This is a genomic window from Streptomyces sp. NPDC041124 (assembly GCF_055592385.1).
The window spans coordinates 57,408-77,621 of the sequence record NZ_JBVIYR010000007.1; the positions used below are offsets into that span (position 1 = coordinate 57,408).

12 protein-coding genes are annotated in these 20,214 nt (G+C 72.8%); 5 read left to right on the plus strand and 7 right to left on the minus strand.

The window, feature by feature from the left end:
• Positions 1–124: 124 nt before the first annotated feature.
• Positions 125–727 carry an acyltransferase gene (locus tag ACZ6A9_RS19940; RefSeq protein ID WP_468987303.1) on the plus strand — a complete coding sequence of 201 codons (603 nt, stop codon included), beginning with the start codon at positions 125–127 and terminating at the stop codon, positions 725–727.
• A gap of 72 nt (positions 728–799) precedes the next feature.
• Here the strand turns inward: ACZ6A9_RS19940 and ACZ6A9_RS19945 are convergent, their stop codons facing one another.
• Both ACZ6A9_RS19945 and ACZ6A9_RS19950 read right to left on the minus strand, forming a co-directional pair.
• Positions 800–2,941, minus strand: a complete 2,142-nt coding sequence (locus ACZ6A9_RS19945; RefSeq protein ID WP_468987305.1) for a glycosyltransferase — start codon at positions 2,939–2,941, stop codon at positions 800–802.
• 126 nt (positions 2,942–3,067) lie between these two features.
• On the minus strand, positions 3,068–4,657 hold the full coding sequence (locus ACZ6A9_RS19950; RefSeq protein WP_468987798.1) for a glycosyltransferase: 1,590 nt from the start codon (positions 4,655–4,657) through the stop codon (positions 3,068–3,070).
• Positions 4,658–4,996: 339 nt separating this feature from the next.
• Between ACZ6A9_RS19950 and wecB the strand changes: the two genes are divergently transcribed.
• The 4 genes from wecB to ACZ6A9_RS19970 all read left to right on the plus strand — a co-directional run bounded on the left by wecB (position 4,997) and on the right by ACZ6A9_RS19970 (position 10,330).
• Positions 4,997–6,073 (plus strand): non-hydrolyzing UDP-N-acetylglucosamine 2-epimerase, encoded by a 1,077-nt coding sequence (gene wecB / locus ACZ6A9_RS19955; RefSeq protein ID WP_468987307.1) that lies wholly within the window; start codon positions 4,997–4,999, stop codon positions 6,071–6,073.
• 146 nt (positions 6,074–6,219) lie between these two features.
• A complete protein-coding gene (locus ACZ6A9_RS19960; RefSeq protein WP_468987800.1) occupies positions 6,220–7,545 on the plus strand; it encodes a glycosyltransferase family protein in 1,326 nt (441 codons plus the stop codon).
• Entirely contained in the window at positions 7,542–9,182 is a 1,641-nt protein-coding gene (locus ACZ6A9_RS19965; RefSeq protein ID WP_468987308.1) for a glycosyltransferase family protein, read from the plus strand. Before ACZ6A9_RS19960 ends, ACZ6A9_RS19965 begins: the two co-directional genes overlap by 4 nt.
• A 17-nt stretch (positions 9,183–9,199) precedes the next feature.
• Positions 9,200–10,330: an acyltransferase family protein gene (locus tag ACZ6A9_RS19970; RefSeq protein WP_468987310.1), complete on the plus strand. Its 1,131-nt coding sequence runs from the start codon at positions 9,200–9,202 to the stop codon at positions 10,328–10,330.
• A 77-nt stretch (positions 10,331–10,407) separates the two neighbouring features.
• Here ACZ6A9_RS19970 and ACZ6A9_RS19975 read toward each other — a convergent pair whose 3' ends face one another.
• From ACZ6A9_RS19975 to ACZ6A9_RS19995, 5 genes are all read right to left on the minus strand, one after another.
• Positions 10,408–11,691 (minus strand): nucleotide sugar dehydrogenase, encoded by a 1,284-nt coding sequence (locus ACZ6A9_RS19975; protein WP_468987314.1) that lies wholly within the window; start codon positions 11,689–11,691, stop codon positions 10,408–10,410.
• Positions 11,692–11,701: 10 nt separating this feature from the next.
• A complete protein-coding gene (locus tag ACZ6A9_RS19980; RefSeq protein WP_468987315.1) occupies positions 11,702–13,348 on the minus strand; it encodes a glycosyltransferase family 2 protein in 1,647 nt (548 codons plus the stop codon).
• Complete coding sequence (locus tag ACZ6A9_RS19985; protein WP_468987317.1) at positions 13,338–14,363, minus strand: Gfo/Idh/MocA family protein; 1,026 nt, start codon at positions 14,361–14,363, stop codon at positions 13,338–13,340. Before ACZ6A9_RS19985 ends, ACZ6A9_RS19980 begins: the two co-directional genes overlap by 11 nt.
• Positions 14,360–15,475 (minus strand): DegT/DnrJ/EryC1/StrS family aminotransferase, encoded by a 1,116-nt coding sequence (locus tag ACZ6A9_RS19990; RefSeq protein WP_468987318.1) that lies wholly within the window; start codon positions 15,473–15,475, stop codon positions 14,360–14,362. The genes ACZ6A9_RS19985 and ACZ6A9_RS19990 overlap by 4 nt, the downstream gene beginning before the upstream one ends.
• A 442-nt stretch (positions 15,476–15,917) precedes the next feature.
• Positions 15,918–20,141, minus strand: a complete 4,224-nt coding sequence (locus tag ACZ6A9_RS19995; protein WP_468987320.1) for an Rne/Rng family ribonuclease — start codon at positions 20,139–20,141, stop codon at positions 15,918–15,920.
• Between the last annotated feature and the right edge of the window lie 73 nt (positions 20,142–20,214).

Here is a 20,214-nt window from a genome sequence, read left to right on the forward strand (position 1 = left end):
GGAGGGCGGGCCGGCATCGGGCCCCGCACCGCAGGCGTGCGCGTGACCGTGCGGGCGACGGCCACCGGCACCGGCCGCGTATGCTCACCGGGCGTAGCAGCCATCCCGGAAGCGAGAAGACGAAGTGAACTACAGGGTCCAGCCCAGCGCCCAGGTCGACGAGAGCGCCGAGATAGGCACCGGGAGCAGCGTCTGGGACCTCGCGCAGATCCGCGAGGGTGCGGTCCTCGGCGAGGGCTGCGTGATCGGCCGCGGCGCGTACGTCGGTTCGGGCGTACGCATGGGCGACAACTGCAAGCTGCAGAACTACGCGCTGGTGTACGAGCCGGCCGAACTCGGCGACGGTGTCTTCATCGGCCCCGCCGTCGTCCTCACCAACGACCACAACCCGCGCTCCGTGGACCCCGACGGCAAGCAGAAGCGCGGCGGCGACTGGGAGGCCGTCGGAGTGAGGATCGCCGACGGCGCGTCCATCGGCGCCCGGTCCGTGTGCGTGGCCCCCGTCACCATCGGACGCTGGGCGATGGTCGCCGCGGGCGCCGTCGTCACCAAGGACGTGCCGGACTTCGCCCTGGTGGTCGGTGTGCCCGCCCGACAGGTCGGCTGGGTCGGCCGGGCCGGGGTCCGGCTCGTCGAGCGGGCCGGGGAGGACGGCGTCTGGGAATGCCCGCAGTCCGGCGCCCTGTACGACGAGAAGGACGGCGTCCTGCTCGAGCGGGCCGTCTGACACCTGCCGCAGGAACGGAGGGGGCCGGCGGCGTACCGAGTACGCCGCCGGCCCCCTTGCCCGTCCCGGCCGTCAGTCCCTGTCGTCCAGCAGCAGCCGGTCGAACTCCGGACCGACCACGGACCAGTCCCACGTCGCCAGCGCGTGCTTGGCGGCGGGCTCCGTGGCGGCGCGCCATGCCTCCTCCGACTGCGTCAGCGCCAGGATCCGCTCCGCGGCCTCCTCCGGTGTCCCGACGACCCAGTCCGCCGGGAAGAGCGTCCGGGGGCCGTTCTCCAGCGAGGCGAAGAAGGGCCAGTCGCGGACCACCGGAAGCGCGCCGCTGACCGCTCCCTCGACCAGACCGCAGTGGAAGCTCTCGCGTACCGAACTGCTGAGGATGACGCCGACCTCCGTGAGCGCGGCCGGCACGTCGTCCGTCTGCCCCACGCGGTGCACCGCGCCGACCGCCTCGAGCTCCTCCAGCTCCGAGGCGAGCAGGTCGTCGTACGCGCGAACCGCGGCGCTCGCCTTGCGGTTGAGGCCCTCCCCGATGATCACGAGGCGGTAGCGCTCGTCCTTCTCGCGCAGCAGCCGCAGCACCTGCAGCGTCCAGCGCGGGTCCTTGGCCACCGCGCTGACACCGACCATGCCGAGGACGAAGCGGGCGTCGGCACCGCTCTTGTCCTGCTGGAAGGGGACGAGGTCCATGGCGTTGGCCACCACGTGGGGCGTGGCGGTGTCCGTACGCGCGAGCTGGGGGAGCACCTTCTCCGTCAGTTCCCGCAGGTGATCGCTGACCAGGATCAGGTCATCCACCCGGGTGAAGTCCACGACGTGCGGCCACCAGGCGAACACCTCGTAGCTGTGCAGGCGGACGACGACACGTGCGGTGCCGGGGTCGACGGCCGTGAAGATGCCGGCCGCGTTGGTGCACCAGTCGATGAAGACGGTGTCGGCCCAGTCGAGATGGGGCCTCAGGGCCGCCTCGAGCTGGGCGCGGAACTCCGGCCGGCCTCCCAGCGCGTGCTCCGTGATCCGCTTCAGGCTCTTGGCCAGCGGGCGGATCGTGGCGTCCTCGTTGACATCGAGGTAGCGGATCTCCACGTCGGGGTGGTGCTCGTAGCGTTCCCGGATGGCCCGCAGGAAAGCGTCGTTGGCATACGTCGTGACCAGCAGCCGCAGCGGACGCCCGGCCGGCGCGGGAGCGGCCGGCAGGGCGCGCCCGCGTGGCGCGGACAGCGCCTTGAAGGCGGCGCTCCGGCGGAAGACCGCGAGGTAGCCCTCCGGGTCGTCGGCCATCGGCGACGAGGTGCCGTCGAAATGCAGGCCACGGTTGAAGGCGAGGGAGAAGGCGGTGGACAGCTGGTCGGCCGCCGCTGACAGGTCCTTCTTCTTGAAGCGCTGGTCCGCCAGGTTCAGCGCGGCCTCTATGGCCTTGGCGCGGACCGCGGGGTCGTCGTGGCCACGGGCCAGGTCGGCACGGGCCGCGTCGGCCAGCAGGGCGGCGCTCAGCTTGCGGTTGGCGATGCGGTCGGCGGCCTGGTTCAGCACGATCGTGGCGCCCTTCCTGCGGCCGCCCTTCGCCATGCTCAGGCTCACTCTGCGGGCGAGCTTGGCGCGCATGCGGTCCGGCACCTTCGGGGCGACGACCGCGGTCCGCCACGCCTTGGCACCGATCGAGGTGCGCATCACGGCGGGTGACGACGCCCTGCGCAGGACGGCGCCGGCGCCGTGCCGCACGGACCGCTTCGTGGTGCGCAGGGTCACCGCCGGGGAAGGCACGGTACGGACCGCGTCACGCAGTGCGTACTGGACGCGGTACGTGTCGCGCGCCTGGAGCGCGCGGAGTGCGGGGGCCACGCCGAAGACGGCGTCGGCCCGCCGGTTGCGCTCGGCGAGCCGCCAGACGCTGTAGACGGCGTTGGCGTCCAGGGCTACGAGGACCTGCGCCTTGCGCGCGCGAGTGAGCACCCAGCGGCTGCGCTCCGCGCTCGCCCACGTCCGGCGGGACGGCGGAAGCTTGGCGACGCGTTTGGCGAACGCGGTGCCGCGGTCCGCGGCGGCCTCGGTCAGGGAGCACACGTCTGCCGCGTCGAGGACGCCGTCCACCGCCGCCCGGTCGAAGTATCCGGCGAGGTGCACCGTGGCTCCCGCGGCCCGCAACTGCTCGACGGCGGCTTTGAGCATGGAGAGCGTCGGCGCCGTGCCGGCGATCAGGAGTACATGGGTCATGCGAGGAGGTCCTTCACCTGTTCTGCGTCCGTTCCGGGCACGGTGCGGTGCGCCGGCCCGGTGGGGAGGGCCGGCGTCCGCCGGCCCTCCTCGTCACCGGGCCGACGGACCGGTCGTGGCCGTCCGTCAGACGGCGCTCGAGTACGCGGAGCCCTCCGGCTCCGCCGCCGGGGCCGGGGGCTGCCGGTCCTTCGACGCGGCAGGCGCCCGAGTGCCGGGCAGCAGCCGGTCGTAGATCTCGCCCAGCACCACGGCCTGGGCCTCCCAGGTCCACTTCTCCAGCAGACCCGGAGTGTCGTAGGCCTTGCGGTAGCGCTCCGGGTCGGCGAGGACCGCCTTGACGGCGCGGACGTAGTCCTCGACGTCCTGGGCCTTGAACACCTCGCCCTGGCCGGTCTTATCGACCATCTCGGCCATGGTGCGGATGTCGCTGACCACCAGCGGCAGCCGGGCCTGGGAGTACTCGAAGAACTTGTTGCTCAGGGCCAGTTCGTGGTTGGGCAGGTGGTGCAGCGGGCTGACCGCCGCGTCCGCCGTGGCCAGGAACTCGGGGACCTGCCAGTGCGGCACGAACGGCAGGAGATGGACACGGTCGCCCACTCCCAGCTCCTCGACCAGCTCCATGACCTTGTTCGTGGCGGGGAACGGCTTCCGCCCGGGCGGCAGGGAGACCAGGGCGACGTGCACGTCGGGCAGGTGCACCAGACCCTCGATCATGGTTTCGACGCCGCGCACCGGGTTGATTCCGCCGCAGTAGGCCAGCAGCGGGGTGTCCCGGTCGACGCCGCACAGCTCGCGCAGGTCCGGGACCGGCTCGACGTCGGCCACCTCGTCCGGCGCCGGACGGGTCACCGGGGCGTTGAGGACGACGTACGGCGTCTCCTTGAGCTTGTGCCCCTTGACCAGCAGGTCGGCGAGGGAGGGGGAGACGGTGATCACCGCGTCGGCGAACACCGCGTGCTCCTTCTCCCAGGCGACGTGCCCCGGGAGCCAGCGCTCATGGTGGGAGTGCAGCCCGGGGACGAACTCGTGCGCGTCCCAGACCAGTTTGACGGGGTGCCCCGCGCCCCGGAGCCGGACTGCCGCACGTGCACCGACCCCCAGCATGCGGAAGTCGTGCGCGTGGATCAGATCGGGCTTCAGCTCGTCGATGTGCTTGGCGAAGGCCAGCTCGAAGTCCCACAGGTACGGCAGCAGCCGCCGCCAGGCGCGCTCCCCCATGGACACCTGCCAGAACTTGGTGACCGCCTTGTCGAAGGGGGAGTCGAACTTTTCCCGCTTGCGCTTCGCCCGGTGCGTCGCCCGCGAGCGCAGCGCGACCCACTTGCCCGTGACCTTCGCCGCGGCCTTCGGGACGACCAGCCGGGCGGGCGAACCGCCGGCGCTCGGCTTGCCGGGCCCGTCGGCCTTGGCCGCGGTCGCGCGGAACCGGAGGTCGGCCCGCCAGGCCTTCACCTGCTGCTTGCGGTAGGAAGCGATCTTCGGGCTGCGGTAGGCGAGCGGGGCGCGGTGCCGCAGCCCCTTCATGTCCTGCTGGCGGGGCGAGAGCGGACTCGGCTTCGGCACCAGCCGGACCTCGGCGTCGCCTATGGTCCAGGTCTGGATCTCGCGCGTGTTCGATATACCGAAGAGGATGACGTCCCATCCCGCTTCAGCGGCGGACCGGGCGGACTTCTGGACGCGGGAGTCGTTCTTGACGCCGTTGTCCACGAGCATCACGATTCGGCCTCGAGTTCCCTTGGGCCGGCGCTGCCCGTCAGCGCTGTCGAGCTCCATAAATACGTGTGCCTTTCGTGATCTGAAGCTTTCGGCACATGGCAGGAGCCCGCACGAAGGATCGAGCTCACACACCAGTTCCGTTCAAAGCGGGCGCCTCGTGCACGCAGTTGCACGCAGACGGCACGGCCACATAACCCGGCCCGCATCAAAGCATACCGGCAGCGCACCTCCCGCCCGGGATCCGGTCCGGTCGTCCCGGGCGCACTGTCAATCATCGACACGCTCGTATGATCAGGGTTCGGTCGTCCGTCGCCTATTTCGGCAGGAGCAGTACACGTGAAGGTCATCAGTGTCGTGGGCGCGCGCCCCCAGCTGGTCAAACTCGCCCCCATCGCGGCCGCTTTCGCCGACACTCCGCACCAGCACGTCATCGTGCACACCGGCCAGCACTACGACGCGGACCTCTCCGACGTCTTCTTCTCCGGCCTCGGCATTCCGGACCCCGACGTGCACCTGGGTGTCGGCTCGGGCGGTCACGGCGCGCAGACCGGCGCGGTGCTCACCGCCATGGACGAGGTGCTGGAGGCCGAGAAGCCCGACTGGGTGCTGGTGTACGGGGACACGAACTCCACGGTCGCCGGAGCGCTTTCCGCGGTGAAGCTGCACTACCGCGTCGCCCACCTGGAGGCCGGGCTGCGGTCCTTCAACAGGCGCATGCCCGAGGAGCACAACCGCGTTCTCACCGACCACGCCGCGGACCTGCTGCTGGCCCCGACCGAGGAGGCCATGCGCCACCTCGCGAACGAGGGTCTCGCCCAGCGCTCCACGCTCGTCGGTGACGTCATGGTGGACGTCTGCCTGCGCATCCGCGACGCCGTGCTCGCCGGCGAGCACCCGCGTCCGGCGCTGCCCGAGGGCATCGACGCCGACGCTCCCTACCTGGTGGCGACGCTGCACCGGCCGGACAACACCGACGACCCGGAGCGCCTGGCCGCCATCATCGGCTCGCTGGCCGCACTGCCCGTCCCGGTGGCGCTGCTCGCGCACCCCCGTCTGGTGGCCCGTGCCGAGGAGCACGGCCTGAAGCTGGACCAGGGCGCGGTGCACGTCGGGCGTCCGCTCCCCTATGCCGGCCTGGTCGGCGCCGTCCTCGGTTCCGCAGGTGTCGTCACCGACTCGGGCGGTCTGCAGAAGGAGGCCTTCCTGCTGGGCCGCGCCTGCACCACGATCCGTCCGGAGACCGAATGGGTCGAGACCCTCGAAGGCGGTTGGAACGTGCTCGTCCCGGACCCGCACGAGACCCCGGACTTCGCGGAGCTGGCCACGCGCCCCGCTCCCGACACCGAGCGCGGTACCCCGTACGGTGACGGGAACGCCGCGGTGCGGGCCGTACAGGCCATCGTCGAGGGCTGACACCACCGTCCTCCCGTCACCGTTCAACAGTCTCTCGGAGCACTCCCTTGCGAAACGTGATCAAGCGCCTCAGCCCGTCGGCTCCGGGCGCGGTGCCGTCCGGCGTCAGGACCACGGGGCCGCGTCCGGACGGCGTCCGGCCGCACATGATCTACCTCGCCATCGGCTTCCCGCCGGCGGCGAAGAGCTGTGCGTACCGGATGCGCGAGACGGCGAACAAGTTCGTCGAACTCGGCTGGGACGTCACGGTGCTCACCATCGCGGAGGAGTCGTGGGAGCGGGAGTACGGCCTGGACCACACCCTCTCCGCCCCGGTGGACCCGCGCGTGCGGATCGTCGAACTGCCCCTGGCCCGTGAGGATCTGGAAACCGACATCCGACTGTTCACCGAGGACCGGGCGCTGAACCCGATCCGCTGGATGCAGCGGGAGCGGGAGCGGCACCTGGAGCACTTCCCCGAGCCGGTCTTCGGTGGCTGGCGCGCGGCGCTGGAGCAGGGCGTCCTGGACATCCACCGCGAGTTCCCGGCCGACCTGCTGCTGGCCAGCTGCGCCCCCTACGTCAACCTGGCAGCCGCCAGGAAGCTGTGGGACACGCACAAGGTCCCGTACGCGATCGACTTCCGGGACGGCTGGTCGATCGACGTCATCGGAGGCGGCGAGGCGTTCACCCGGGACTCCGAGGCCGGCCGGTGGGAGGAGCGCGTCCTGTCGGACGCGACCGCGATCTGGTGCGTCAACGACCCGATCGCCGACTTCTACCGCGAGCGCTACCCGGAGCTCGCCGAGCGGGTCCACGTCGTGCGCAACGGTTTCGATCCGGACAGCGTCCCCGAGGCCCACGGCGCACCGGACGCGGAGCAGGGCCTGACCTTCGGCTACCTGGGGTCGGTGAACTTCAAGCCCGCCTTCCTGGCCACCGTGCTGGACGGCTGGCGCGCCGCCAGGGAGCGCGACCCGCTCGTGGCTCGCTCCCGGTTCGAGATCCGCGGGCACATCGGCGCGGGCGCGAGCCGTGAGGCCAACGCCCACATGACGCTGATCCGGCAGGCCGAGTCGGACGGGGTGTTGTTCGGCGGCCCGGTGGCCAAGGCCGAGGTCGCGGCGACCTACGGCCGCTGGGACGCGCTCGTGCTGATGCTCGTCGGCGGACGGTTCGTCACCTCGGGCAAGGTGTACGAGTTCATGGCCTCCGGACTGCCGGTGGTCTCCTGTCACGAGGTGGACCACGACGCCTCCCACGTACTGGCGGGACATCCGCTGTGGACCGGCGCCGTCGGTCTGGACGCGGAGGGCATCGCGGACTCGTTCGTGCGGGCGGCCCGGATGGCCGTGGAGGCCACCCCGGAGCAGCGGGCGCAGGCCCGTGACCACGCGGCCAGGTTCACCCGGGGCCTGCTGATGGCTCCGGCCGCCCGGAACCTCACCGCGGCGGTCCGGCCGGCGCTCCTCGAGAAGAGCCCGAGGGCATGAAGAACATACGACGGGGGATCCGCGCGGTGACCCGCGGGGGACTCCACCCCAGGGTCCTGCGCACCGGAGCGGGGGCCCGGGCGTGGCGGCTCATGGTGACCGCGCCCGGACTGTCCGACCCGCTGCGGTACCGGCTCGCCCACCGGGTGGGCGGAGGCCTGGACCAGGTCAACCGGCCCGAGGGCGCGGTGCGCACGCTCAGCTCCGCCGCGCGCCTCACGACCGATGCCCGCCGCCGGGCCGACCTGCTCGGTGAGGCGGCCCGCGTCGAGCTGGCCCGCGGCCGGGCCCCCCGCACCCTGAACGCCGCCGTCGGCGCCGAACTCGCCTGGGCCGACGCCCGGTGGGCCGGAGGCGACGCCCGGGCGGCCGCGGCGTCCGTGGTCACGGCGCTGCAGCTCGCTTTCCACCGAGTGCTGCACCTGGACCGGACCAGCTCACCGCTCGCCGACGCCCCCGAGACGTACACGGCGCCGCTGCGCGCCAGCGCGGCCGTCCGGGCGCTGACGGAGCCGGCCGGCCGGACCGTGCCGCCCGCTTCCCCCGGCGGGCGGCCGCTGCGGCTGCTGTTCGTCACCCGCGGCAACGCCAACTTCCTGCACCGGATCCGCGGTCGCTACGAGGACCACCCCGATGTCGAGGTGCGGTTCCTCGACGTGAAGGAGGTGCCGGAGCTCGACGGGATGGCCACCTCCCTCACTCGTCTCGCGGCCCACCGGCTGGGCGCCGACCCGGATTTCGGCCGGCGGGCCGAGGAACTCCTGCGCCCCCATCTGGACTGGGCGGACACCGTCTTCATCGACTGGTGCGTCGGTCCCGCCGCGCTGTTCACCTGTGTCGACCCGGGCAGCACCCGGATCGTCGTACGGCTGCACAGCGCCGAGACCTTCAGCCCCTGGCCGTTCCTGGTCGACTTCTCCCGTGTCGACGACCTGGTGTTCGTCGGTGCTCACCTTCGGGACCTGACGGTGGCCACGGTGCCTCAGCTCGCGTCCCCCGCCGGGCCCCGGCTGCACGTCGTCGCCAACGCCATGGACCTGGCGGGTCATGTCCTCCCCAAGAGCGAGGACGCCCGGTTCACCCTCGGTCTGACGGGCATCTCGTCCGTGGCCAAGGACCCCCGGTGGGCCATCGAGGTGCTGCGGATCCTGCGCGCCCGCGACTCCCGTTTCCGTCTCCTCCTGCTCGGCGAGGACGTGGACGCGCGCTTCAGTGCCGCGTCCCGTGCCTACGCCCGGCATTACCGCCGCGAGGTGGCTGAACTCGAGCCCTCCGGTGCGCTGCGCAGGCTCGGGCAGCAGGACGACGTGCCTGCCGCGCTGACCGGGATCGGTGTGATCCTCAGCTCCTCCGTACGGGAGAGCTTCCACTGCGGGTTCGTCGAGGGCGCCGCGAGCGGTGCCGTGCCGGTGTGCCGTGACTGGCCCTTCTTCACCGGCCGGGCCAACAGCGCCCGCACCCTGTTCCCGGCCGACTGGGTCGTCGGCTCGGCCCAGGAGGCCGCCGACCGGATCCTCGAGGTCACCGCCACCCCCGAGAGCTGGCGGAAGGCCGGCCGGGCAGCGTCCACGGCCGCGCTGGAGGCCTGGGACTGGCCGGTCGTACGTGGGCAACTGGACCGCCTCCTGCTCCCCTAACGCTGAAGGAACCCTCCGTGACCTCGATACCGGCGCCGGGCCGCGACCGGCTGCCCTCGCTGACCGGACTCCGCTTCTGGGCGGCGCTACTGGTGGTGCTATACCACCTGTCCCGGCAGGTCGGCACCGTGCCGGGGGTCAGTGAGGCGGTCTGGTACGGCCGGAGCGGTGTGACGTTCTTCTTCGTCCTGTCCGGTGTGGTGCTCGCCTGGACCTACGACGGAGCGCGTGTGCCCACCCCGGTCTTCCTGTGGCGTCGCTTCGCCCGCATCTGGCCGCTGCTCGCCGTCAGCACCGCCCTCTCGGTCGCCGTGTGGGCCGTCATGGACCGGGCCGTGTCGCTCAAGGCGGTCGCTGCGACGCTGCTGCTGGTGCACGCCTGGTTCCCCGATCCGGTGATGTTCACCGGCGGCAACCCGGCGGCTTGGTCGCTCACCGACGAGGCCTTCTTCTACCTGTGCTTCCCCGCCCTGCTGGCACTGCTGGCGGCCCGCAGGCCACGGGTCTGGGCGTGGACAGCGGTCGCGGTCACCGTCGCCGCCCTGGTGCTGTGGCCCGCGCTGTCGGGGCTGCCGCCGACCACACGCGGCTGGGCCATGGACTACCTGCCGCTGACCCGGTTCCTGCAGTTCGTGCTGGGAGTGGTGGCGGGTCTCGCGCTCAAGCGCGGCTGGCGCCCCCCGGTGTCGCTGCCGGTGGCCGCCGGGCTCGTCGTCGCCTGGCACGTGGCTCTGATCCCCTGGCACCACGCGGTCCCGGACGCCCTCTGGTACAGCCCGTACACCGCCTCCCAGTGGCTGTCCGCGCCGATCTTCGCCGCTCTCATCTGCGCGGCGGCCCGCGCCGACCTCGACGGGCGGCGCACGGGCCTCGGCGGGCCCTGGATGATCCGGCTGGGCCACTGGTCCTTCGCCTGGTACCTCATCCACGAGATCGTGATCCGCGCCGCCGTCTTCCAGTGGGGCCGCCCCGGCCCGGGCGGCGAGACCCTCCTCTTCTGGGCCGGTGTGCTGCTGGTCAGCCTCGCTGCCGCGGGCATCGCCTACCAGTGGGTGGAGCATCCCGCCGAGCGCCGGCTGCGCCGCCTGGGTCCCTCCGTCCGGCGTCCCACCCGGTCCGGGTCCCCACCGATGGCGGACGCCCGGTGACTTCCGTCACCTCCGCGTGAACGGCTCCGGCCCCGCCCCCTGCATGGGGGCGGGGCCGGAGCCGTTCGCGCGGGGAGTCAGCCGCCGATGACGACCCGCCGGACGCCCTTCCAGGCCTCCGGGTCGGTGGTGCGGCGGCCGTCGACGAGGACCGTGACGTCCGGCAGGTCGGCCGGGGTCAGGGTGCGGTACTCGGCGTGGTCGGCCTGCAGGATGGCGGCGGTGACCGTCTCACCGGCGTGCGGGGTGAGACCGTGCGCCGCCAGCTCCTCGGCGGTGTACATCGGGTCGGAGACGAACGGCACCGCGCCGCGCGCCCTGAGCGCCTCGACGGTCGGGAAGACACCGGAGAACGCCGTCTCCTTGACGCCTCCGCGGTAGGCGGCGCCCAGCACCAGCACGTTGACGCCGGTCAGGTCGCCGTAGGCGGCGGCCAGCAGGTCGACGGCGTACTCGGGCATCGCGGCGTTCGCCTCGCGGGCGGAGCGGACCACGGTGGCGGCGGGGTCGTTCCACAGGTACATCCGCGGGTAGATCGGGATGCAGTGGCCGCCGACGGCGATGCCCGGCTGGTGGATGTGGCTGTAGGGCTGCGAGTTGCAGGCCTCGATGACCTTCTTGACGTCGATGCCGTTGCTGTCGGCGAACCGCGCGAACTGGTTGGCCAGGCCGATGTTGACGTCGCGGTAGGTGGTCTCGGCGAGCTTGGCGAGCTCCGACGCCTCCGCCGTGCCCAGATCCCAGACGCCGTTGGGACGGGGCAGGTCGTCGCGGGCGTCGAAGTCCAGGACCGCCTCGTAGAAGACGACACCGCGCGCCGCGGAGGCCTCGTCGATGCCGCCGACCAGCTTCGGGTAGCGGCGCAGGTCGGCGAAGACCCGGCCGGTGAGCACGCGCTCGGGCGAGAAGACCAGGTGGAAGTCCTCGCCCGGGGTCAGGCCCGAGCCCTCGGCGAGCATCGGCGCCCAGCGGGTACGGGTGGTGCCGACCGGCAGCGTGGTCTCGTACGAGACGAGGGTGCCCGGCCTGAGGCCCTGGGCTATCGCCTTGGTAGCGGCGTCCATCCAGCCGAAGTCCGGCACGCCCTCGGCGTCGACGAACAGCGGGACGACCACGACGACGGCCTCGCACTCGGCCACCGCGGCGGCCGTGTCCGTCGTCGCGCTCAGCAGGCCCGCGTCGACGGCCTGCTTCAGCTTCACGTCCAGGTCGTGCTCACCGGGGAAGGGCTCGACGCCGGCGTTGACCAGCTCGACGACCTTCTCGTTGACGTCCGCTCCGATGACGCGGTGGCCCTTGGAGGCGAACTGCACGGCGAGCGGAAGCCCGATCTTGCCGAGCGCTACTACACAGATGTTCATGGTTCGGTCGTTACTTCCTCTTGAGACCGCGGACGAGTGTGGTCTTCACCCGGGAGGCCAGGGACTTCTTCGGCGGGTACAACTGGGCCGTGGCGACCACCACGCGTCCCTTGTCGTTGACGAGGGCGGCGGCGCGGTAGGGGTCGTCGAGGCTGCCCCAACGGCGGGACAACGGCATGGGCTTGCCCTTGCCGGGCACCGGGATCTCGTACTCCGTCCCGGCGAGCCGCAGGTAGACCCGGGCGCCGAGCTTGGCGTCGCACCGCTCCAGCGGGATGCGGGCGTGCAGGACCGTGCCGGCGCCGTCCCCGGCGGGCTCGGTGCCGTGGTGGCCCACCGGTTTCGGGAGGGAGTGGTCGGCCGGCAGTTTCCTCGCCCCGGCCTTGTCGGCCGACTTGGGCATGGCCCCGCGGGCCAGCCGCAGGACGGCACCGGCCGTGTCACCGACGACGGGCACCCTGACCGACGCCGTGTACGTGATCTCCTCGCCCTCCTGTTCCCAGGCGGAGGCGAGCAGTTCGGTGCCCTGTGCGAGCCTGCCGGGGACCGCCTCGCCGACGAGTTCGTAACACCGGTCGGGCAGGCCGGTCAGGGAGTCGCGGAAACCGGGGTAGCGGGCGTAGGCGCGGTCCCCCTCGGCGACGAAGGGTGGGGCCCCGTGCTGCATCTCCGAGGTGATGGCCTCGCACAGCGTGTCGATCGCCCCGGCCCGGGCCAGGCAGATGCGCACCCGGCGCTTGACGTCCATCGCGTCCCGGATGCCGTCCGTGAAGTAGGCGTCGGCGAGCCGGGCGATGCCCGCGCAGATGTCGCGCTGGAGGTCGCGGTCGAGGGCGGGGAAGTCGTCCTGGATCAGCTTGGCGAGTTCCCAGGTGAAGTGGCGACGGAGCACGGCGTCGCGCTCCGGGCCTGCCGGGAGGAGCCCGGCGGTGAAGTCCATGATCTCCGCCGTGCAGCGCAGCCGGGCCAGGTGGTCGGCGCGGTAGGTGATGTTGCTGGCGTCGCCTCGCTTCACCGCGTAGTAGCAGGTGTAGTCGGCCACCACGGAGATCTTCCGCGCGCGCACGCACGCCTCGATGGTGAACGGCTGGTCGCTGCCCACGGGCAGGTTCTCGGGGAAGCGCAGCTTGTGCTGCTCGACCAGGTCGCGCCGGAACAGCTTGGTGTTGGCGAGAGTGAAGGGCAGGGCGGAGCCGGTGAGACGGACGTCCGGGTCGCTCTTCTTGTACAGCGCCTGGTGGACGTACCGCCCGTTGGTGCCGACCATCTTGCCGACCACGATGTCGGAGTCGTTCGTGTCGGCGCACTTCACCATGCGCTCCAGGGCTTCCTCACCGAGGTAGTCGTCGGAGCCGATGAAGTAGACGTAGCGGCCGGTCGCGACGTCCAGCGCCCGGTTGCTGGGTGCCGCCGGGCCTCCGGAGTTGTCCTGGTGGATCACCTTGACGGTGCCGGGGTAGCGCTCGGCGAACCGGTCCAGCTCGGCGCCGCTGTCGTCGGTGGATCCGTCGTCGACCGCGACGATCTCCAGCCGCTTGCGCCCGATGCTCTGTCCGATGAGGGAGTTCAGACACTCCGTCAGGTAGGGCATCGTGTTGTACACCGCGACGATCACGCTGACGTCCGGTGCGGTGCGCCTGTGGCGCTCAGCCGCCATGACTGATCAGGTCCTCCGGCAGGAGCGAGACACTGCGGCTGTCCGCCGCCGACTCCAGTACCGCCGCGGCGACCTCGACGGTCCGCAGGCCCTGGCGCAGGGTGCAGATGTCGGCGGGCCGGCCGAGGACCGCGTCGCGGAACAGCTCGTGCTCGACGAGGAGCGGCTCGCGCTTGGGAATCGCGTACCGGATCATGTCGCCCTCGGCGACGCCGCGGAATGCCTGGAGGGCCTCCCACTCGGTGGCCACCGCCGAGTTGGAGTGGAAGGTCAGGTCGGCGGTGAGGGTGTCGGCGATGAAGCAGCCGCGCTCGCCGGTGACCGAGGTGAAGCGCTCCTTGAGCGGGCTCAGCCAGTTGACCAGGTGGTTGACCATCGTGCCGTCGTCGAGGCGGCCGACCGCGGAGACCATGTCCTCGTGGGGGCGGCCGCTCTTGGAGACGGTGTGCGCGGCGATGGAGGTGTACGTACGGCCGGTCACCCAACCGGTGAGGTCGATGTCGTGGGTGGCCAGGTCCTTGACCACGCCGACATCGGCTATCCGGTGCGGGAAGGGGCCCTGGCGCCGGGTGACGACCTGGTACACGTCGCCGAGTTCGCCCGCCTCCAGCCGTGCCCGCAGCGACAGCAGCGCTGGGTTGCAGCGCTCGATGTGCCCGACGCCGGCCACCAGGCCGCGCGACTCGAAGGCCTCCACGAGCCGGCGCGCCCCGTCCACCGTGTCGGCGAGCGGCTTCTCGATCAGCGCGCAGACGCCCGCCTCGGCGAGCTGCAGGCCGACCGTCTCGTGCAGCGCGGTGGGGCAGGCGACCACGGTGTAGTCGACGCCGAGGTCGATGAGTTCCTCGACGGTGGCCAGGACGGGCGCGCCCTGCGCGGCTCCGTGCTTGTCGCCCATCGGGTCGACGACGCCGACGAAGTCGACGCCCTCCAGACCGGACAGGACGCGGGCGTGGTGGCGCCCCATGGAACCCAGGCCGACGAGTCCGGCCCGCAGCCGCTTCGCGGTGCTCACTTCTGCTCCCCCAGCGCGTTCACGGCGGACACGATGCGCTCCAGGTCCCGCTGGGCCAGGCCCGGGTGGACGGGCAGCGAGACGACCTCGGCCGCCGCGCGCTCCGTCTCGGGCAGGTCCCAGGTCCGGCCGGCCTTCTGGTCGGGCTCCCAGTACGGCTTGAGCCGGTGGATGGGCGTCGGGTAGTACACGGCGTTGCCGATGCCGGCCTCGGTGAGGCGGGCCATGGCGGCGTCCCGGTCCCCCCGGACGCGCACGGTGTACTGGTGGTAGACGTGCCGGGCGCCCTCGGCGACCTTCGGCGTGACCACGGTCGGCGCGGTGATGTGCTCGGTGAGGTAGGCGGCGTTGGCGATGCGCCGCTCGGTCCAGGCGGGGAGCTTGCCGCGCTGCACCCGTCCGATCGCGGCGGCCACGTCCGTCATGCGCATGTTGGCGCCGACGATCTCGTTCGCGTAGCGCTGCTCCATGCCCTGGTTGCGCAGCAGGCGCAGGACACGGGCCACCTCGGCGTCGCCGGTGCTGACCATGCCGCCCTCGAGGGCGTGCATGTTCTTGGTCGGGTAGAAGCTGAACGTTCCCGCGCTGCCGAAGGCTCCGACCGGCGTGCCGTGCAGCGCGGCCGCGTGGGCCTGGCAGGCGTCCTCGACGACGGCGAGACCGTGCCGGCCGGCGATGTCCATGATGCGGTCCATGGCGGCCGGGTGGCCGTACAGGTGGACCGGCATGATCGCCGCGGTGCGCGGGGTGAGGGCCGCTTCGACGGCGGCCGGGTCCAGGCAGAAGCTGTCGGGCTCGATGTCGGCGAAGACCACGTCGGCGCCGACCAGCCGTACCGCGTTGGCGGAGGCGGCGAAGGAGAACGACGGCACGATGACCTCGTCCCCCGGGCCGATCCCCAGGGCGAGCAGGGCCAAGTGCAGTGCGGAGGTGCCGGAGTTGACGGCGACGCAGTGCCGCCCGCCGACCAGCTCGGAGAATTCCTCCTCGAAGGCGGCCACCTCCGGCCCCTGTACGACCCGGCCGCTGCGCAGCACGCGCACCGCGGCCTCGATCTCCTCCTCGTCGATGACGGGCCTGGCGGCCGGTATCAACTCATGGGCGTCGGTCATCGACGCTCCCCCTCCTCGTTCGGCGGCCTCGTGGACGCCTCGCGATGTGATCGGGAAGGGACGGTCCCGAGCGCGGGACGTCCGTGTCCGTGCTGTTTGAATTCAACCGATTGCCGTCGGCGGCACCGGCCTCCGCGCGGGCTCAGGCCCCGAGGAGCCTTTGACGGAGAACAGCCGCCTCCCGCACAGGTCGCGGTGAGCGGCTGGGTCCACGGCGGCGGAAGAACAGCGGCCGAGACCGCGATTACGTTACCAGCAGATGAGAGGGGCGATTCCTCATAGTTACCACAGAGAAACCTTCGAATGGTCAATAAGTGACCACATGCGCGCACGGTACGACCTCGCTCGACATTCCATGTGACGGACAGTCATCAGTGGTGCACGGCACGGCGCGGGACACCGGTGGTTGTCCGGTGTCCCGCGCCGTTCCCGCCGGGACCGGTCAGTCCTCGGTGCCGGCCGTGACCGAGGACGGCGGCTGCTCCGCCGCGGCCGCGGTCTTCTTCGACGCCGTCTTCCTCGTGGTCGTCTTCTTGGCCGCGGCCGTCTTGGTGGTCGCCGCCTTCTTGGCCGTCGTCTTCTTGGCGGCGGTCTTCTTGGCCGTCGTCGTCTTCTTGGTGGCGGCCTTCGTCGCCGTGGCCTTCTTGGCCGCCTTGCGGGCGGTCTTCTTGGCCGGAACGGCCTCCGCCTCACCGTCGGCGGTCTCCGCGCTCTCCGCGCTCTCGCCGACCGGCTCCCCGGAGGGCGCCTGCTCCTCCGCGGGGGCGGACGGGACGACCACGACGGCCGTGTCCTCCGACGCGGTGGACGTGCTCGGCTTGCGCACCGCGCGGCGGCGCGGGCGGGCCGGGGCCTCGGGCTCCGCCGGGGCGGCCACCTCGGCGGGGGCCTCCTCGGGCGCCGGTGCCTCCTGCGTCCTCACGGGCTCCGCGACCGTGACCACCGCGGCCTCCGCTCCCGCCGGGGAACCGGCCGGTGCGGACACCTTGCGGGTGGCCCGGCGACGCGTACGGGCCTTGGGCGCGGCCTCCTCGGGCACCACGGCGTCCTCGACGGCCGCGGGCTCGGCGAGCGCTTCGGCGGCCGACTCCGGCTGCACCGGACGCGCGGCCTCCTCGGCTGCCGTCACGTCCTGGGCCGTCGGGGCCCCGGCCGGCACGGACTCCACGGCCTCGACGGGCTCCTCGGTCCGCTCGTCGACGGCCTCCGCCGCCTGCGTGGCCTCGGCGGCCCGGGCGGTCTCCCGCTTCGGCGCGCCCGCGGGCGCGGACGCCCGCCGGCTCGCCCGGCGGCGCGTACGGCCACGGGTGGCCGCGGCCTCCGCCTCGGCGGCGCTGCTGTACAGCTCCTCGTCCGGCGTGAACTCGGGTACCGGGAGGGCGGCCGGCTCGGCGGCGACCTCGGCCACCGACTCGGCCTCGGCCTCGGCTTCCTCCTCCGCCGTCCCGGTGTCCACGGCCTCGTGCTCGTGCTCGTGCGGCGCTTCCGCCCCGCCGGCCCGCGCCCGCTTCCTGCGCTTGCCGCCACCGCCGGCGGCGGCCGGCTGGTCCAGATGCACCAGGACACCGCGCCCGTTGCAGTGGACGCAGGTCTCGGAGAAGGACTCCAGCAGGCCCTGGCCGACCCGCTTGCGGGTCATCTGCACCAGGCCCAGCGAGGTGACCTCGGCGACCTGGTGCTTCGTACGGTCGCGGCCCAGGCACTCCAGCAGGCGCCGCAGCACCAGGTCGCGGTTGGACTCCAGGACCATGTCGATGAAGTCGATGACGATGATGCCGCCGAGGTCGCGCAGCCGCAGCTGGCGCACGATCTCCTCGGCCGCCTCCAGGTTGTTCCTGGTGACCGTCTCCTCGAGGTTGCCGCCCTGACCGGTGAACTTGCCGGTGTTGACGTCGACGACGACCATCGCCTCGGTCCGGTCGATGACCAGCGAACCGCCGCTGGGCAGCCAGACCTTGCGGTCCAGCGCCTTGGCGAGCTGCTCGTCGATCCGGTAGGTGGCGAAGACGTCGACCTCGCTGGTCCACCGGGACAGCCGCCCGGCCAGGTCCGGCGCCACGTGCGACACGTACCCGTGGATGGTCTCCCAGGCGTCGTCACCACTGACGACGACCTTGGTGAAGTCCTCGTTGAAGATGTCCCGCACGACCCGGACGGTCATGTCCGGCTCGCCGTACAGCAGCGTCGGCGCGGTGCCGCCGTTCTTGGACTTCTTCCTGATCTCCTCCCACTGCGCCTGGAGCCGCTCGACGTCGCGGCGCAGCTCGTCCTCGCTCGCGCCCTCGGCGGCGGTGCGCACGATGACGCCCGCGTCCTCGGGGACGATCTTCTTGAGGATGGTCTTCAGCCGGGCCCGCTCGGTGTCGGGCAGCTTGCGGCTGATGCCGGTCATCGAGCCCTCGGGGACGTACACGAGGTAGCGGCCCGGAAGGGAGACCTGACTGGTGAGGCGGGCGCCCTTGTGCCCGATCGGGTCCTTGGTCACCTGGACCAGGACCGACTGGCCGGACTTCAGCGCGGACTCGATGCGGCGCGGGCCGTGGCCCATGCCCAGCGCCTCGAAGTTGACCTCGCCGGCGTAGAGCACCGCGTTGCGGCCCTTGCCGATGTCGATGAAGGCGGCCTCCATCGACGGGAGCACGTTCTGCACCTTGCCGAGGTAGACGTTGCCGACGTACGAAGTGGCCTGCTCCTTGTTGACGTAGTGCTCGACGAGCACCCCGTCCTCCAGGACACCGATCTGTGTGCGGTCGCCGTACTGGCGGACCACCATGACGCGCTCGACGGCCTCGCGGCGGGCCAGGAACTCGGCCTCGGTGATGATCGGCACGCGGCGGCGGCCCTGCTCGCGTCCCTCGCGGCGGCGCTGCTTCTTCGCCTCCAGGCGCGTGGAGCCCTTGATGGACTGCACCTCGTCCGACGGTTCGCTCGCCTTGCGCGGCTCGCGCACCTTGACGACGGTGCGCTCGGGGTCGTCGGTGGAGGTGTCGCCGTCGCCACCCCCGCTGTCACCGGCCCGGCGACGGCGGCGACGGCGACGGCGGCTGCTGCTGGAACCGCCGGAGTCCTCGCGGTCCTCGCGGTCCTCGGCGTCCTCCTCGGTCTGCTCGGCGGTGTCCTCGGCGTCCTGGGCGGCCTGCTGCGAGGCGGTCCGCTCGGTGTCGGCGTCCTCGTCCGCGGACTCGCCGCCCTCGGCGTCGGAGTCGGCGGACTCACCGCGCCGGCGGCGACGGCCGCCGCGGCGACGACGGCGGCGCGCACCGGAGGACTCGCTGTCGTCGGAGTCCTCGGTGTCGGCGTGGTCGTCGGCCGGCTGGTCCGCCTCGTCCGCCTCCTCCGCCTCGTCGTCGGCGTGGGTCGCGGGAGCGGCCTCGGCGGGCTCGGTCTCGTCACCCGCGCCGCGGCGACGGCGACGGCGACGGGACGCGGCGGGCTGCTCCTGCGCGAACTCCTCGGTCTCGTCCTCCGGCTCGGCCGGCGCGACGACCTCGGCCGCGGCCTCGGCGGCGGCCCGCTCGGGGGTCTGGAAGCGGGGTTCGGTGAACACCGGCGGCTGGAACACGGCGACGGCCGGGCGTGCGGGGCGCCGGGGCGAGCCTTCCGCCTCGTCGGAGCCGGCGGATGCGTCGGATGCGGCAGCGGTGCGGCCGGTGCGCGCGGGCTCGGCGAAGCCGGCGGCGGCCTTGCGGACCGTGCGACGGCGGCGGCGCGGCGCGGCGTCGTCGTCGGCGGGGGCGGCGGCGGGGGTTTCGGCGGCCTCCGGGGCCTGCTCGGTCCCGGTCTCCGTCCGCTTCTCACTCTCGGCCACCGGGGCCTCCTCGGCGGCCGGGGCGGCCTGGGCGGGCTCACCCGCGTCGCCCTCCGCCGTCTCGGCGGTCACCGGGGCGCCGGCGGGCGCGGAGGCGCGGCGCGAGGCACGACGCCGGGTGCGGCGCGGGGCGGCGTCCTCGTCGGTCACGGCCGTCCCATCGGTTTCGGTGGTCTCGGCCGGCTGGGCCTGCTCCGCGGGGGTCTGCGCCTGCTCGGCGCCGTCCGCGGTCACAGCCGCCTCGGCGGGGGCCGCCGGCGCCGCGGCGGTGCGCGTGGCACGGCGACGGGTGCGGCGTGGAGCGGCGTCCTGGGCGGTCTCGCCGGCCTCGGGGGCCTCTGCCGCATCGGGGGCCGCTTCGGCCGCTTCGGCCTCTTCGGCGGTCTCCGGGATCTCGGGGGTCTCCGGGACGGCGGACGGCGTGGTCACCGTGCGCGTCGCCCGGCGGCGGGTGCGCCGGGGGGCGGCGTCCTCGGAGGTGTCCGCGGTGGCGGCGGGCTCGGGGGCCGGAGCGGTCACGTCCGCGGCGGGGGCCGCCGGTACGACGGTCTCCGCGGCTTCCGCGGGTGCCCCGGCGGGCGCGGCCGCGCGGCGGACCACACGGCGGCGCCGGGGCGCGGCGGCCTCGGTCTTCTCCCCGGCCCCGGTGCTGTCCGGCGCGTCCACGGGCTCTGCGGGCCCGGGCGTGTCGGCGACCTCCGCGGCCGGTACGGCCGGCGCGACGGTCTCGGCAGTCGTGTCGGCCGCGGCGGCGGGCGGGCCCGCCGGGCGGGACGCGGCACGCCGACGCCTGGGCGGCAGGGTGTCGCTGGGGGTGTTCGGTTCGGAGCCCTGGGTGGGCTCGATCGGCTCGAGCATGCGGGCGGTTCTCCCGTCAGGCTCCCGGGCGCCGCACCTGGCCCGGCGATGCCGGTGACGTCCGCGGCTCGCG

Bases quoted from the DNA above. Each gene is read 5' to 3' on its own strand.
- ACZ6A9_RS19945 (WP_468987305.1), bottom strand. From the start codon at position 2,941: ATGACCCATGTACTCCTGATCGCCGGCACGGCGCCGACGCTCTCCATG.
- ACZ6A9_RS19950 (WP_468987798.1), bottom strand. From the start codon at position 4,657: ATGCTCGTGGACAACGGCGTCAAGAACGACTCCCGCGTCCAGAAGTCC.
- ACZ6A9_RS19960 (WP_468987800.1), top strand. From the start codon at position 6,220: ATGATCTACCTCGCCATCGGCTTCCCGCCGGCGGCGAAGAGCTGTGCG.
- ACZ6A9_RS19965 (WP_468987308.1), top strand. From the start codon at position 7,542: ATGAAGAACATACGACGGGGGATCCGCGCGGTGACCCGCGGGGGACTC.
- ACZ6A9_RS19975 (WP_468987314.1), bottom strand. From the start codon at position 11,691: ATGAACATCTGTGTAGTAGCGCTCGGCAAGATCGGGCTTCCGCTCGCC.
- ACZ6A9_RS19980 (WP_468987315.1), bottom strand. From the start codon at position 13,348: ATGGCGGCTGAGCGCCACAGGCGCACCGCACCGGACGTCAGCGTGATC.
- ACZ6A9_RS19990 (WP_468987318.1), bottom strand. From the start codon at position 15,475: ATGACCGACGCCCATGAGTTGATACCGGCCGCCAGGCCCGTCATCGAC.
- ACZ6A9_RS19995 (WP_468987320.1), bottom strand. From the start codon at position 20,141: ATGCTCGAGCCGATCGAGCCCACCCAGGGCTCCGAACCGAACACCCCC.